The organism is Streptomyces argenteolus (assembly GCF_042902585.1).
Taxonomy (GTDB): domain Bacteria; phylum Actinomycetota; class Actinomycetes; order Streptomycetales; family Streptomycetaceae; genus Streptomyces; species Streptomyces argenteolus.
On the sequence record NZ_JBIBEG010000005.1, the window covers coordinates 198,011 to 212,333 of the forward strand.

Annotated in this window: 13 protein-coding genes; 7 read left to right on the forward strand and 6 right to left on the reverse strand. The window is 69.9% G+C overall.

Annotation, left to right across the window (positions count from 1 at the left end):
- Positions 1–85: 85 nt before the first annotated feature.
- Both ACFY8O_RS19640 and ACFY8O_RS19645 read right to left on the reverse strand, forming a co-directional pair.
- Positions 86–1,042 carry a pirin family protein gene (locus ACFY8O_RS19640; protein ID WP_387904045.1) on the reverse strand — a complete coding sequence of 319 codons (957 nt, stop codon included), beginning with the start codon at positions 1,040–1,042 and terminating at the stop codon, positions 86–88.
- A gap of 151 nt (positions 1,043–1,193) precedes the next feature.
- Positions 1,194–1,634: an SseB family protein gene (locus ACFY8O_RS19645; RefSeq protein WP_073750539.1), complete on the reverse strand. Its 441-nt coding sequence runs from the start codon at positions 1,632–1,634 to the stop codon at positions 1,194–1,196.
- Between the two features lie 171 nt (positions 1,635–1,805).
- On the opposite strand from ACFY8O_RS19645, the gene ACFY8O_RS19650 reads away from it, so the two are divergent.
- The 3 genes from ACFY8O_RS19650 to ACFY8O_RS19660 all read left to right on the forward strand — a co-directional run bounded on the left by ACFY8O_RS19650 (position 1,806) and on the right by ACFY8O_RS19660 (position 5,578).
- Entirely contained in the window at positions 1,806–3,632 is a 1,827-nt protein-coding gene (locus tag ACFY8O_RS19650) for an acyl-CoA dehydrogenase (RefSeq protein WP_387904048.1), read from the forward strand.
- A gap of 323 nt (positions 3,633–3,955) precedes the next feature.
- Positions 3,956–5,254, forward strand: coding sequence for a M18 family aminopeptidase (locus ACFY8O_RS19655; protein WP_145810004.1), 1,299 nt, complete (start codon positions 3,956–3,958; stop codon positions 5,252–5,254).
- A gap of 102 nt (positions 5,255–5,356) precedes the next feature.
- Entirely contained in the window at positions 5,357–5,578 is a 222-nt protein-coding gene (locus ACFY8O_RS19660) for a DUF6458 family protein (protein ID WP_145810006.1), read from the forward strand.
- 42 nt (positions 5,579–5,620) lie between these two features.
- Here ACFY8O_RS19660 and ACFY8O_RS19665 read toward each other — a convergent pair whose 3' ends face one another.
- A complete protein-coding gene (locus ACFY8O_RS19665) occupies positions 5,621–7,432 on the reverse strand; it encodes an NHL domain-containing thioredoxin family protein (protein ID WP_387904051.1) in 1,812 nt (603 codons plus the stop codon).
- A gap of 64 nt (positions 7,433–7,496) precedes the next feature.
- Between ACFY8O_RS19665 and ACFY8O_RS19670 the strand changes: the two genes are divergently transcribed.
- On the forward strand, positions 7,497–8,003 hold the full coding sequence (locus ACFY8O_RS19670) for an LURP-one-related/scramblase family protein (protein ID WP_387904053.1): 507 nt from the start codon (positions 7,497–7,499) through the stop codon (positions 8,001–8,003).
- Positions 8,004–8,061: 58 nt separating this feature from the next.
- Here the strand turns inward: ACFY8O_RS19670 and ACFY8O_RS19675 are convergent, their stop codons facing one another.
- On the reverse strand, positions 8,062–8,853 hold the full coding sequence (locus tag ACFY8O_RS19675; RefSeq protein ID WP_387904056.1) for a carbon-nitrogen family hydrolase: 792 nt from the start codon (positions 8,851–8,853) through the stop codon (positions 8,062–8,064).
- 200 nt (positions 8,854–9,053) lie between these two features.
- Between ACFY8O_RS19675 and ACFY8O_RS19680 the strand changes: the two genes are divergently transcribed.
- Positions 9,054–9,878 (forward strand): maleylpyruvate isomerase family mycothiol-dependent enzyme, encoded by an 825-nt coding sequence (locus tag ACFY8O_RS19680; RefSeq protein ID WP_387904058.1) that lies wholly within the window; start codon positions 9,054–9,056, stop codon positions 9,876–9,878.
- Between the two features lie 107 nt (positions 9,879–9,985).
- On the opposite strand, the gene ACFY8O_RS19685 is transcribed toward ACFY8O_RS19680, so the two are convergent.
- Together ACFY8O_RS19685 and ACFY8O_RS19690 are read right to left on the reverse strand one after the other, a co-directional pair.
- Complete coding sequence (locus tag ACFY8O_RS19685) at positions 9,986–11,293, reverse strand: MFS transporter (RefSeq protein WP_387904060.1); 1,308 nt, start codon at positions 11,291–11,293, stop codon at positions 9,986–9,988.
- On the reverse strand, positions 11,290–11,973 hold the full coding sequence (locus ACFY8O_RS19690; RefSeq protein ID WP_387904063.1) for a GntR family transcriptional regulator: 684 nt from the start codon (positions 11,971–11,973) through the stop codon (positions 11,290–11,292). The genes ACFY8O_RS19685 and ACFY8O_RS19690 overlap by 4 nt, the downstream gene beginning before the upstream one ends.
- A 171-nt stretch (positions 11,974–12,144) precedes the next feature.
- On the opposite strand from ACFY8O_RS19690, the gene ACFY8O_RS19695 reads away from it, so the two are divergent.
- A complete protein-coding gene (locus ACFY8O_RS19695; protein ID WP_387904065.1) occupies positions 12,145–13,044 on the forward strand; it encodes a D-alanyl-D-alanine carboxypeptidase family protein in 900 nt (299 codons plus the stop codon).
- A gap of 279 nt (positions 13,045–13,323) precedes the next feature.
- The gene (locus tag ACFY8O_RS19700) at positions 13,324–14,199 is read left to right on the forward strand and encodes a D-alanyl-D-alanine carboxypeptidase family protein (protein ID WP_145810047.1); all 876 of its coding nucleotides are present in this window, start codon (positions 13,324–13,326) and stop codon (positions 14,197–14,199) included.
- The last annotated feature ends 124 nt before the right edge of the window (positions 14,200–14,323 follow it).

The following is a 14,323-nucleotide window of genomic DNA, read 5'->3' on the forward strand; positions in this document are numbered from 1 at the left end:
CACCCGATCACGGGCCGGGGACGGTGTCCCTCCCGCACGGGCGTACGGGTGACGGTCCGTCACCCGTACGCCCGGCGGTCCGGTGTCACATGCCGTGGACGGCGGGGACCTTGCCGAGGCGGCCGGCCTGGAAGTCCTCGAAGGCCTGCTTCAGCTCGTCCTGGGTGTTCATGACGAACGGCCCGTAGTGCGCCATCGGCTCCCGGATCGGACGGCCGCCGAGCAGCACGACCTCCAGGTCCGGGGTGTTGCCGTCCTGCGTCTCGTCGGCGCGGACGGTCAGCGAGGAGCCCTTGCCGAACACCGCGGTCTGCCCGGTGTGGACGGGGCGCCGCCCCTCACCGACGCTGCCGCGCCCGGCGAGGACGTACGCGAGGCCGTTGAAGTCCTCGCGCCAGGGGAGCGTCACCTCGGCGCCCGGGCGGATGGTCGCGTGGACCATGGTGATCGGGGTGTGCGTGATGCCCGGCCCCTCGTGTCCGTCCAGGTCACCGGCGATGACGCGCAGCAGCGCGCCGCCGTCCGGCGAGGTGAGGAGCTGGACCTGGCCACCGCGGATGTCCTGGTAGCGCGGGGCCATCATCTTGTCCGCCTTGGGCAGGTTCACCCAGAGCTGGAGGCCGTGGAAGAGGCCTCCCGACATGACGAGGGCCTCCGGCGGCGTCTCGATGTGCAGCAGGCCGGAGCCGGCCGTCATCCACTGGGTGTCGCCGTTCTCGATGGCGCCGCCACCGCCGTGGCTGTCCTGGTGGATGAAGCTGCCGTCGATGATGTAGGTGACGGTCTCGAAGCCGCGGTGCGGGTGCCAGGGAGTCCCCTTGGGCTCACCGGCCGCGTACTCCACCTCACCCATCTGGTCCATCATGATGAACGGGTCGAGGTGCCGGTAGTTGATCCCCGCGAAGGCGCGCCGCACCGGGAATCCCTCACCCTCGAAACCGCTGGGCGCGGTCGTGACGGTGAGCACGGGACGTGCCTGGGCCTCGGCCGGGGCCGCGACCTTGGGAAGGGTCAGCGGGTTTTCGACGGTCACTGCGGGCATGGGAGCCACCTCCGGGAGTCTTCTGATCCCAATTTAGTTGAACAGTGAACATCTTGCAAGGCGGTATCCATTCCCGCCCGCTCCCGGACAGCACCGAGGGCCCGCACCGGCTCGGTGCGGGCCCTCGGACTGCCCTGACGCGGAGGGCTCCTCAGCCGTACATACGGCGCATCGCGAAGTCCACCATCTGCTCCACGGCCTTGGCGTCGAAGACCATGCGGTGATCACCCTCCATGTCCAGGACGAAGCCGTAGCCGGTCGGCAGGAGGTCGATCACCTCGGCTCCGGTGATCACGAAGTACTTGGACTCCTTGCCCGCATAGCTCCGCAGCTCCTTGAGCGTCGTGAACATGGGGATCACCGGCTGCTGGGTGTTGTGCAGGGCCAGGAATCCGGGGTTGTCGCCGCGCGGGCAGTAGACCTTGGCCGTGGCGAAGATCTGCTGGAAGTCCTCCGCGGACAGCGAACCGGTCGTGAAGGCCCGTACCGCGTCGGCCAGGGACGGCGGCGAGGGCTCGGGGTACAACGGCTGCTCGCCGTAGCCGCCGCCCATCTGCTGCTGTGCACCTGGGTTCTGGTCGTAGCCATACATGCCGCAAAGAGTAATCGGACACATCTGTGCCTTGAGGGGTTGCGTCTTATTACTGACGGGTAGCATCATCGGAGGGGTCAGGTGATATACCCACGCCAGGCCGTCCGTCGCCCGATCCTCACTCCTCCCCGGGGCGCTGCGCGCCACTGCTATTGATTACGGAGCCTTCCCATGGGGCACTACAAGTCGAATCTCCGCGACATCGAGTTCAACCTCTTCGAGGTCCTCGGGCGCGACAAGCTGTACGGCACGGGTCCGTTCGCGGAGATGGACGTCGACACCGCGAAGAGCATCCTGGACGAGGTGACCCGCCTCGCGGAGAACGAGCTCGCCGCCTCGTACGCCGACGCCGACCGCAACCCGCCGGTCTTCGACCCCGCGACGAACACCGCGCCGGTCCCCGAGTCCTTCAAGAAGTCCTACCAGGCCTTCATGGACTCCGAGTACTGGCGTCTGGGCCTGCCCGAGGAGATCGGCGGCACGACCTCCCCGCGCTCCCTGATCTGGGGTTACGCGGAGCTGCTGCTCGGCGCCAACCCGGCGGTCTGGATGTATTCCTCCGGCCCCGCGTTCGCCGGCATCCTCTTCGACGAGGGCAACGAGGCGCAGAAGAAGATCGCCGAGATCGCCGTCGAGAAGCAGTGGGGCTCGACGATGGTGCTGACCGAGCCGGACGCCGGCTCCGACGTCGGCGCCGGCCGCACGAAGGCGGTCGAGCAGGAGGACGGCTCCTGGCACATCGAGGGTGTGAAGCGCTTCATCACCTCGGGCGAGCACGACATGTCCGAGAACATCATCCACTACGTGCTGGCGCGTCCCGAGGGCGCCGGACCGGGCACGAAGGGCCTCTCCCTCTTCATGGTCCCGAAGTTCCACTTCGACTGGACCACGGGCGAGCTCGGCGCGCGCAACGGCGTGTACGCGACGAACGTCGAGCACAAGATGGGCCTCAAGGCGTCCAACACCTGCGAGATGACCTTCGGCGACCAGCACCCCGCCAAGGGCTGGCTGATCGGCGACAAGCACGACGGCATCCGCCAGATGTTCCGCATCATCGAGTTCGCCCGCATGATGGTCGGCACGAAGGCCATCGCGACGCTGTCGACGGGCTACCTCAACGCGCTGGAGTACGCCAAGGAGCGCGTCCAGGGCACCGACCTGTCGCAGTTCATGGACAAGACGGCCCCCAAGGTCACCATCACGCACCACCCGGACGTGCGCCGCTCGCTCATGACGCAGAAGGCGTACGCCGAGGGCATGCGCTCCCTCGTCCTGTACACCGCCTCCGTCCAGGACGCGATCCAGGTGAAGGAGGCCGCGGGCGAGGACGCCAAGGCGCTCAACGGCCTCAACGACCTGCTGCTGCCGATCGTGAAGGGCTACGGCTCCGAGAAGTCCTACGAGCAGCTCGCCCAGTCGCTCCAGACCTTCGGCGGCTCCGGGTACCTCCAGGAGTACCCGGTCGAGCAGTACATCCGCGACGCCAAGATCGACACCCTGTACGAGGGCACGACGGCGATCCAGGGCCAGGACTTCTTCTTCCGGAAGATCGTCCGCGACCAGGGCGCCTCGCTCAACGCCCTCTCCGAGGAGATCAAGAAGTTCCTCGCGGGTGCGCAGGGCGACGAGGAGCTGTCCGGCGCGCTGGACAACCTCGCCAAGGCCGCCGTGGACCTCGAGGCGATCGTCGGCACGATGATCACCGACCTCACCGCGACCGGCGAGGACGTCAAGAACATCTACAAGGTGGGCCTCAACACCACCCGCCTGCTGATGGCCTCCGGCGACGTCGTCGTGGGCTACCTGCTCCTCAAGGGCGCGGTCGTGGCCTCCGAGAAGCTGCGCAACGCCTCCGCGAAGGACGCGGCGTTCTACCAGGGCAAGATCGCCGCTGCGAAGTTCTTCGCCGCGAACGTCCTGCCGGGCGTCTCCACCGAGCGCGCGCTCGCCGAGACCGTCGACAACTCGCTGATGGAGCTGGACGAGGCCGCCTTCTAGTCCTCGCCCCGCTCGACCGAAGCCGCCGCCCGGGCCTCTCCGGGCGGCGGCTTCGTCGTGGCCGGCCCAGCGCGGCCACCGGACCGCGGGCGTTGCAGGTGGGGGACGGGCGTGGACCGGACATCGCCGGGCAGGCCGAAGGGCCGCGCCCTCCGCAGAGGCGGGAGGCCGCCGTGCGGCGGAACCCCCGTCACCGGACCGGCGTTGCCCAGGGCCGCCGGGGCCACCGCCGGCGGGGGCGACGGCTGCTTTCCGGACACCCCCGCGGCGCGACCCCCGTCCGCGGTGAAGCCTCCCTGTCCGGCGTCGTTAAGGTGAAGAACATGAGCTCTCCCCTCCGCTTCGACCGCGGGCACACCGACGATCTGATGGCCTTCCTGATGGCCTCCCCCTCCCCCTACCACGCTGTGGCGACCGCCGCCGCGCGACTGGAGAAGGCCGGTTTCCGCCGGGTCGAGGAGACGGACGCGTGGGACGGCTCCACGGGCGGGAAGTACGTCCTGCGCGGCGGTGCGATCGTCGCCTGGTACGTACCGGAGGGCGCCTCGGCCCACACCCCGTTCCGGATCGTGGGAGCCCACACCGACTCCCCCAACCTGCGGGTCAAGCCCCTGCCGGACACGGGGGCCTACGGCTGGCGCCAGGTGGCGGTCGAGATCTACGGAGGCACGCTCCTCAACACCTGGCTCGACCGTGACCTCGGCCTGGCGGGGCGGCTCTCGCTGCGGGACGGCACCCACCGGCTGGTCGACATCGACAGGCCCCTGCTGCGCGTGCCCCAGCTGGCCGTGCACCTGGACCGGTCCGCCAACCCCGAGGGCCTCAAGCTCGACCGGCAGCGGCACATGCAGCCGATCTGGGGACTGGGCGAGGTGCAGGAGGGCGACCTCATCCGCTTCGTCGCCGAGGAGGCCGGTGTCGCCCCCGAGGAGGTCACCGGCTGGGACCTCATGCCGCACCCCGTCGAACCGCCCGCCTACCTCGGCCGGGACCGTGAACTGCTCGCCGGGCCGCGCATGGACAACCTGCTCTCCGTGCACGCCGCCACCGCCGCGCTGATCGCCGTGGCCGGGCAGCCGGACGACCGGATCCCGTACATCCCCGTGCTGGCCGCCTTCGACCACGAGGAGAACGGCTCGCAGTCCGACACCGGCGCCGACGGCCCGCTGCTCGGCACGGTCCTGGAGCGGTCCGTGTTCGCCCGTGGCGGCGCGTACGAGGACCGCGCGCGGGCCTTCGCCGGGACGGTCTGCCTCTCCTCGGACACGGGCCACGCGGTCCACCCCAACTACGCGGAGAAGCACGACCCGACGCACCACCCGGTGGCCAACGGCGGGCCGATCCTCAAGGTCAACGTCAACATGCGGTACGCGACCGACGGCGGGGGCCGTGCGCTGTTCGCGGCGGCCTGCGAGAAGGCGGGCGTGCCCTGGCAGACGTTCGTCTCCAACAACTCGATGCCGTGCGGGACGACGATCGGCCCGATCACCGCGGCCCGGCACGGCATCCTGACCGTCGACATCGGTGTGGCGATCCTGTCGATGCACAGCGCACGTGAGCTCTGCGGCGCCGACGACCCGTATCTGCTGGCCAACGCCCTCGCCGCGTTCATGGCGGGCTGATCCCGAGCCCCGAACCACCCTGACGCACATGCTTGTTGCCTCGCCGGGTACGCGATCCGTACACCGGCCCGGAGTCACCGGGCCGTCGAGGAGGCGGAAATCATGGGACTCGGAGGATGCATTCTCCTGATCGGTGCCGGGGCGATTCTGGCGTTCGCCACCGACTGGGAGATGGACACCGTCAACGTCGACCTGGTCGGCTGGATCATGATGCTCGTCGGCCTCGTCGGGGTCTTCGTCTACGTGAGCATCGCGCGCCGCCGGCGCATGGTCGTCCCGCCCACCACCACGGTGGTGGCGGAGGACGAGCGCCGCTACCAGTGACCGTCCGGGGCGGCACCGGCCGCCCCGGCAACGGCCTCGGGCTCAGGCGTGCTCGTCCATCCCCGCGAGCACCAGCGGGAGCCTGGACGCGCCCCCGGCGGTGACCCTGACGGGCACGCCCCAGTCCTGCTGGTGCACGTGACAGGCCGGGTACTCGTTCTCCGGGTCGTCGTCGCAGGACGCCGCCATCGCGGACACGTGCAGGACGCCCTCGCCGTGGCCGTCCGCCAGGACCAGGTCACGGCTCAGGTCCGTACCCTGCCCCGCGCCTTCGGCCAGCAGTTCCGGCGGGGTCGACGAGACCAGGAGCCGCGTCGAGGGCCCGTAGCGGGTGTCCAGCTTCTGCCCGGCGGGGGCCTGGAAGACCACGTCGAGCCGGAGCGTGCCCGGTGCGATCTCGGTGGCCGCCCGCTGGGTGCGGTGCGCCGTGTCGGCCACGCGCACGGCCTCCTCGGGAAGCCGCAGCCGGGTCAGCCGGTGCCGTGCGGACTCGACGACGACCAGATCCCCCTCCACGAGCACGGCGTCGCTGGGCTCCCGGAGGTCGGTGGCCAGCGTGGTGACCTCGCCGCTCACCGGGTCGTACCGCCGGAGCGCGTGGTTGTAGGTGTCGCTGACGGCGACGGAGCCGTCCGGGAGGGCGGTGACGCCCAGCGGGTGCTGGAGAAGCGCCTGCGCGGCGGGGCCGTCCCGGTGGCCGAAGTCGAAGAGCCCGGTACCGACGACGGTGTGCACTCCGCCCTCCAGGTCCACGTAGCGCAGCGCCGAGGTCTCCGAGTCGGCCACCCAGAGCCGGTCCCCCGCCGCGGACAGACCGGACGGCTGCGCGAACCACGCCTCGTCCGCGGGCCCGTCCACCAGGCCCTCGTTGGTCGTCCCCGCGGCGACCCGCACCGTGCCCTGCTCAGGGTCGTAGGTCCACAGCTGGTGCACCCCGGCCATGGCGATCCACAGCCGGTCACCGAACCACGCCACGTCCCACGGCGACGAGAGGTCCACCTCCGTGGCCGGGCCGGTGGTGGCCGAGCCCTGCCACCACTGGCGGCCGGTCCCGGCGAGGGTGCTGGTCCCGCCCGTGGCGAGGTCGAGCGCCCTGATGGCGTGGTTGACGGTGTCGGCGACGGCGATGCGGCCGTCGGGCAGGACCGCGAGTCCCTGGGGCTCGCTGAACCTGGCCTGACCGGGCCCGCCGTCCGCGAACCCCCGCTCGCCCGTGCCGAAGTGGCGGCGCACGGTCTCGCCGTCCGCCTCCAGTTCGACGAGACGGTGACGGGTGGTGTCGGAGACCAGGAAACCGCCGTCCGGGAGGGCGAGTGCCTTCCCCGGGAAGCGCAGGTGCGTGGCGACCGGCTCGGGCGCCACGTAGGGCCCGTCCCCGCGCCGGAGCGTGCCCTTGGCGCCGTGCTCGGCCTCCAGCTCCTGGACCAGCTTCTCGATGGCGTGCGCGTGCCCCTCACCGGCGTGCTGGGCGACGACATACCCCTCGGGGTCCACCACGACGAGGGTCGGCCAGGCGCGTACGGCGTACTGCTTCCAGGTGGCGAGTTCGGGGTCGTCGAGGACGGGATGGTGCACCTCGTACCGCTCGACGGCGTCGATCACGGCCTGGTGCTCGGCCTCGTGCACGAACTTCGGCGAGTGGACGCCGATGATCACCACCGTGTCGCGGTGCTTCTCCTCCAGCTCACGCAGCTCGTCGAGCACGTGCAGACAGTTCACACAGCAGAACGTCCAGAAGTCGAGGATCACGATGCGCCCTCGCAGGTCAGCGAGGGTGTACTGGCGGTCGCCGGTGTTCAGCCAACCGCCCTTGCCGATCAGTTCGGGGGCGCGGACGCGTGCACGTGCTGTCATGACACCAGTCAACAGCACCGCGGCCTGCACGCATTCCGGTCAGGCGTCAGGGAACCTGTGATCCATGAGACTTCTCGTGCGTGAGCGACTGCTCGGCGTCGGCGACGACTACTGGATCGAGGACGCCGACGGGCAAAAGCTCTTCCTCGTCGACGGCAAGGCGATGCGGCTGCGGGAGACCTTCGAGCTGAAGGACCCCGGCGGCAGGGTGCTGGTGGAGATCCGCCAGAAGCTGATCAGCCTGCGCGACACCATGGTCATCGAGCGGGACGGCGACGAGCTGGCCAGGATCAAGCGGAAGCGGCTCTCGCTGCTGCGCAACCACTACCGCGTGACGATGGCCGACGGCACCGAGCTGGACGTCAGCGGAAAGATCCTGGACCGCGAGTTCGCCATCGACTACGACGGTGAGCTGCTCGCCCAGATCTCCCGGCGCTGGCTGACCGTGCGCGACACCTACGGCATCGACGTCGTGCGGGAGGACGCCGATGTGCCGCTGCTGCTCGCGGTGGCCGTCTGTGTGATCGTCCTCGCTGACAAGGAACACGGCAAGGAACAGGGCGAGGACTGAGCCGCCGGCCCTGTTTCACGTGAAACAGGGCCATCCGGGCGCCAGGCCGGCACCGGGCTCAGCGCGGGGCGGCAAGCCCCAGGCGCCGGTCCTTGAGCGCGGGGAACTGCGCCCGCGTGGTGGCGGTCCTCGCCGGATCGAACTCGACGGTGAGCACTTCCTCGCCGGCTCCCGCCTCGGCGAGCACCTCGCCCCAGGGATCGACGGCGATGCTGTGGCCCGCCTGCTCGACCCCCGCATGGGTTCCGGCGGAACCGACCGCCAGGACGTAGGCCTGGTTCTCCACGGCACGCGCCTGGGCGAGCAACGTCCAGTGCGAACGACGGCGCTCCGGCCAGCCCGCGGCGACGACCAACGTCTCGGCGCCGGCGTCGACCAGGCCCCGGAACTGCTCGGGGAAACGCAGGTCGTAGCAGGTGGCGAGCCCGAGCGTGGTCTCCGGGAGCGCGACGGTCACGAGCTCCTCACCGGCCCCCATCATCACCGCCTCGCCCTTGTCGAAGCCGAAGCGGTGGATCTTGCGGTACGCGGCGGCGCACTTCCCCTCGGGTGAGAACACGAGCGAGGTGTTGTACAGGGTGCCGTCACCGGCCCGCTCCACGAAGGAGCCCGCGTGCAGCCAGACGCGGGCCTCGGCAGCGGCCTTCGCCATGACGTCGTGGGTGGGGCCGTCCAGCGGCTCCGCCTCCTCGGCGAAGGCGGTGTAGGCGAACGCTCCGACCGGCCAGAGTTCCGGAAGGACGACCAGATCGGCGCCCCGCTGGGCCACGACCAGTGAAGCCGCGCGCTCTCTACGGGAATTGACCGATTCATCCGAGTTTACTGCGATCTGGATGAGGGAGGCGTGCACACTACCACCGTCCTGGCATGAGAGTCGTCAACACGGGCCTACGATCGTCACACGAAAGCACTGCCGGGGTGCCTGCTCGCAGCGTAACTTAGCGAGCGAACCTCCCACGCAGCCCGCAGACAGCACCGTCGGTGCCGGCCGCCCGCCGGCACACTCCCTGCTCTCCAGCCCATGCACCGCAGAACCGCACGAGGGGTCCCGTGACCGTCCATCCCAGCCTCCAGACCTACGCCGATGCCTGGACCCACTCCATCGAGTCGATAGCCGAGCTGGTCAAGCCACTCGCCGAGGGGGAGTGGAACGGCCGGACGCCCTGCCCGGGATGGTCGATACGCGACATCGTCTCGCACATCATCGGCATGGAGTGCGAGCAGCTCGGCGACCCCCGCCCGATCCACACCCTGCCGCGCGACCTCTACCACGTGCAGAACGACCACCAGCGCTACATGGAGATGCAGGTCGACGTACGGCGCCACCACACCGCGCCGGAGATGACCTCCGAGCTGGAGTACACGCTCATCCGGCGCATGCGTCAGCTGCGAAACGAGACGCGCGACCCCGAGACCATGGTGCGGGCTCCCCTCGGCGCCGAGCAGACCCTGGAACTGGCCCTGCGCATGCGGGCCTTCGACGTCTGGGTGCACGAACAGGATCTGCGTACGACGCTGGGCCGGCCCGGGAACCTGGATTCCCCCGGCGCCCTGATCGTGCGGGACACCCTGCTGCTCGCCCTGCCGAAGGTGGTCGCCAAGGACGCGGGCGCTCCGCCCAACTCGGCCGTGGTCTTCGACGTGCACGGACCGCTGGAGTTCCTGCGCACCGTCCGGGTCGACGTCGAGGGCCGCGGTTCGGTCGACGGCGCGCCGTCGCTCGGTCCGGCGGCGACGCTGGCCATGGACTGGGAGACGTACTACCGGCTGGCGTGCGGCAGGGTCCGGGCGGCAGCCGTGGAGGACCGGATCAAGATCGACGGCGACCAGGAGCTGGCCGGCGCGATCCTGCGCCACTTCGCCGTCACCCCGTGAGCGGCGGGCCCTCCGGAAGGCGGAGCGGGGAGCGCGCAGCACCGTGGAGCCCGTGACGTGACGCCCGTCCCGCGGCGGACCGGGACGGGCGTACCGCCGGGAGCGGCTCACGCGGGCACGTGCACGGCCTCCACCCTGCTGACGACGTGGTGCTCGCGTTCCCGGTGCGTGGCACGGGCGTACAGCCGCAGGATCTGCACCACTCCGATCGCCTCCAGGACGAAGATCGAGGAGAACGCGACGCGGTAGTCGTCCCCGGTCGCGTCCAGCAGGACGCCGACCGCGAAGAGCGTGGTCATCGAGGCGATGAAGCCTCCCATGTTGACGATCCCCGAGGCGGTGCCCTGGCGCTCCGGCGGATTGGCCGGCCGGCCGAAGTCGAAGCCGATCATCGACGCGGGGCCGCAGGCGCCCAGCACCGCGCACAGGGTGATCAGCAGCCACATCGGCGCATGGTCGCCGGGGTAGAAGATCGCGGACGCCCAGACGAGCGCGGTCAGCGCGACCGTACCGAGGGCGAGCGGCGCGCGGGCCGCATGGTGGCGGGCGATGACCTGCCCGTAGACGAGCCCCACCACCATGTTGGAGAGCACCACCAGGGTGAGGAGTTCACCGGCGGTGCCCCTGCTCAGCCCCTGCGCCTCCACCAGGAACGGCATGCCCCACAGCAGCAGGAAGACCATGCCGGGGAACTGCGTGGTGAAGTGCACCCACATCCCCAGCCGGGTACCCGGCTCCCGCCAGGCCGCCGCGATCTGCTTGCGCACGTACGCCGCGCCGGCGTGCTCGGCGGGCGGCGGCTCGTGGCCCTCCGGGTGGTCCTTGAGGAAGAGCAGCAGCAGGACGAGCACCACCACGCCCGCCAGTGAGCTGCCGACGAAGGTCGTGGTCCAGCCGAAGCCGTGCAGCGCGCGGGCGATGAAGAGGGTCGAGACGAGGTTGCCCGCCATCCCGAAGAGCGCGGCCACCTGACCGATCATCGGACCCCGCCGGGCGGGGAACCACCGGGCGCCGAGCCGCAGCACGCTGATGAACGTCATCGCGTCACCGCAGCCGAGCAGCGCGCGGGAGGCGAGCGCCATCCCGTACGAGGGGGAGAGGGCGAAGCCGAGCTGTCCGAGCGTGAACAGCACCGCCCCGAGGGTGAGGACCCGCTTCGTCCCGAGCCGGTCGACCATCAGGCCCACGGGTATCTGCATGCCCGCGTAGACCAGCAGCTGGAGGATGGAGAACGTCGACAGGGCCGAGGCGTTGACGTCGAACCGGTCGGCGGCGTCGAGCCCCGCGACCCCCAGGCTGGTGCGGAAGATGATCGCGACGAAGTAGACGGCGACCCCGATGCCCCAGACGCGGACGGCACGACGACCGCCGGGCGGATCTCCGGGCAGGGAGAGGGTGGGAGAGGCCGAGCTCATCGGTCATCACCCCGGACCAGCACCTTCACCCGGCTGACATGGCGCCGTACGACCTGCGCCGCAGCCTCGGGGTCGCCCGCCCTGATGGCGTCGAGCAGCTCACCGTGCTCGGTGATGTTGGCCGCGATCCTGCCGGGGTGCGCCTCCATCACGGCGACGCCCATCCGCAACTGCCGGTCGCGGAGCTGGTCGTAGAGGCGCGAGAGGATCTCGTTGCCCGCGTTCTTCACGATCTCCGCGTGGAAGCAGCGGTCCTTGACGGACACCGCGGCCAGGTCTCCCGCCTCGGCGAGTTGCCGCTGCTCCTCCAGGAGCTGTTCGAGCCGGGCGATCAGCCGGGGCGGCGCGGGGACCGCCTTGCGCGCGGCGAACTCCTCGACGAGCAGCCGGGTCTCCACCACGTCCGAGATCTCCTGGGCGGAGACGGCGAGCACCAGGGCACCCTTCTTCGGATAGAGCTTGATCAGCCCCTCGACCTCCAGGCGGAGCAGCGCCTCGCGCACCGGGGTCCGGGAGACACCGACGGCCTCGGCCAGGTCGCCTTCGGTCAGCAGGGTGCCGCCCTCGTAACGGCGGTCGAGCACCGCTTCCTTGATGTGGGTGTAGACGCGCTCGGCGGCGGGCGGCGGCTTGGGGTCCGCCTTGCGGGCGGCTGGGGAGGCAAGGGGTGCGGCAGGCATGCACACAGCATAGATACAAGATGGGTGCGTCCGTCGCCGGCGTCCGCGATCCGGACCGGAACCGCTCGAACTCACCCGTTCGGGTGCACAGCCATCCGCCGCTCTCGCGAGTCTCATGTCAGGGCGGCACTCCCGTGCGACGGCCCTCAAGGGACATTTGGAGCGTCTACTTTGACACACGGCATTCTGGGCACCCGCCGCGCTTCCGTCGCGGCCACGGTCGCCCTGACGGCGAGCGCCGTCATCGCGAGCGCGGCATTCGCCTCCACCGCGCAGGCCGCCACTCCGGCCGTTCCCAAGATCGTCGCCCCCGGCGGCTTCGTGATGAACGACGGCACGGCCAAGGCCCTCTACAGCAAGGCGGCGGACACCCGCCGCGCCACGGGCTCCACGGCCAAGATCATGACCGCCCGGGTGGTGCTCACGCAGAAGAACCTCAACCTGGATTCCAAGGTCACGATCCAGAAGGCGTACAGCGACTACATCGTCTCCAAGGGCGCCTCGTCCGCCCGGCTGATCGTCGGAGACAAGGTGACCGTGCGTCAGCTGCTCTACGGCCTGATGCTGCCGTCCGGCTGCGACGCCGCGTACGCGCTGGCGGACAAGTTCGGCTCGGGCACCACCCGTGCCGCACGCGTGAAGTCGTTCATCGGCAAGATGAACGCCTCGGCCACCTCCCTCGGCCTGAAGAACACGCACTTCGACTCGTTCGACGGCATAAGCAATGGCTCGAACTACTCGACGCCCCGCGACCTGACGAAGCTCGCGAGCAGCACGATGAAGAACTCCACGTTCCGCTCGATCGTGAAGACGAAGTCGACCAAGCAGAAGGTGACCACGAAGAGCGGCGGCTACCGCTACATGTCGTGGACCAACACCAACAAGCTGCTCAGCAGCTACAGCGGCATGATCGGCGTGAAGACCGGTTCCGGCGCGAACGCCAAGTACTGCCTGGTCTTCGCCGCGACACGCAACGGCAGGACGGTGATCGGCGCGGTCCTCGCCTCCACGTCCGAGACGACGCGGACGTCCGACGTCAAGAAGCTCCTGGACTACGGGTTCAAGAAGTAGCCCGGCGCCCCCAGCAGGCGAAAACGGCGGTGGGCCCGCGCGGTCGTCGCGCGGGCCCACGCGCCACGGGTCCACGTCTTTGCCATCCCGCGTACATCCATGCGGGCCGCTCATGAGTCTCGTATCGGGGCCCCTCCATGTCCCGGCCCCCTCTACGCATTCGCGAACTCGGAGCGTTCATTGATATCGAGCCGCAAGACCCGCCCCACGGCCGGCCACAAGGCACGCAGCAAGCGCCTGCGCAACTCCGTCGTCGCAGCGGTCGTGTCCGGTGGCGTGATGCTGGCGGTCACGCCCCTCATGTCCCCCGCCGAGGCCGCTGTCCCCCTGCCGACACTCAGCGCCAAGGGCGCGTTCCTGCAGGACAGGGCGACGGGCGTCAAGAAGTACGGCAAGTCCGCCGACATCAAGCGGCAGATGGCCAGCACCACCAAGGTCATGACCGCCGCCGTGGTGCTCAACACGCCCGGCGTCGATCTGTCCCGCAAGGTGACCATCTCGCAGACCTACCGCGACTACGTCACGGCCAAGGGCGCCAGCACGGCGGACCTGAAGACCGGCGACAAGGCCACGGTCCGTCAGCTGCTCCACGCCCTGATGCTCCCGTCCGGCTGCGACGCGGCGTACGCGCTGGCCGACACCTACGGCGTGGGCACCACCCGGGCAGCCCGGACGAAGCAGTTCATCGGCCAGATGAACAAGAAGGCCGCCTCGCTCGGGATGACCAACACCCTCTTCGACTCGTTCGACGGCATCTCGTCGACCGGGAACAACTACTCGACTCCGCGTGACCTCGCGCAGCTCGCCAGCTACGCGATGCGGGGCTCCACGCTGCGCGGCATCATGAGCACCACCAAGTACGTGACCCCGGTGACGACCAGCACCGGCGCACTGCGCACGTACACCTGGTACAACACCAACAAGCTGCTCGGTTCCTACAGCGGCGCCGTCGGCATCAAGACCGGCACCGGCACCGCGGCAGGCCCCTGCCTCCTCTTCGCCGCCACCCGGGGCGACAAGACGTACGTCGGCGTCATCCTGAACGGCACCGACCGCTACAACGACGCGGCCAAGCTGCTGGACTACGGCTTCGGCTCCGCCACCGCGTCGACCATGAAGCTGCGTACGCTGCCCCAGGGCGCACAGCGCGACTGATCCGGCACCGGACACGCACAGCTGGACACGAACAGAAGGGTGGGGGGGCCCCGCCGGGGGGGGGCCCCCCCCGCGGGGGGGAACACACAGAAAATGCCGACGGGAGCTCAGCAGAACCCCCCCA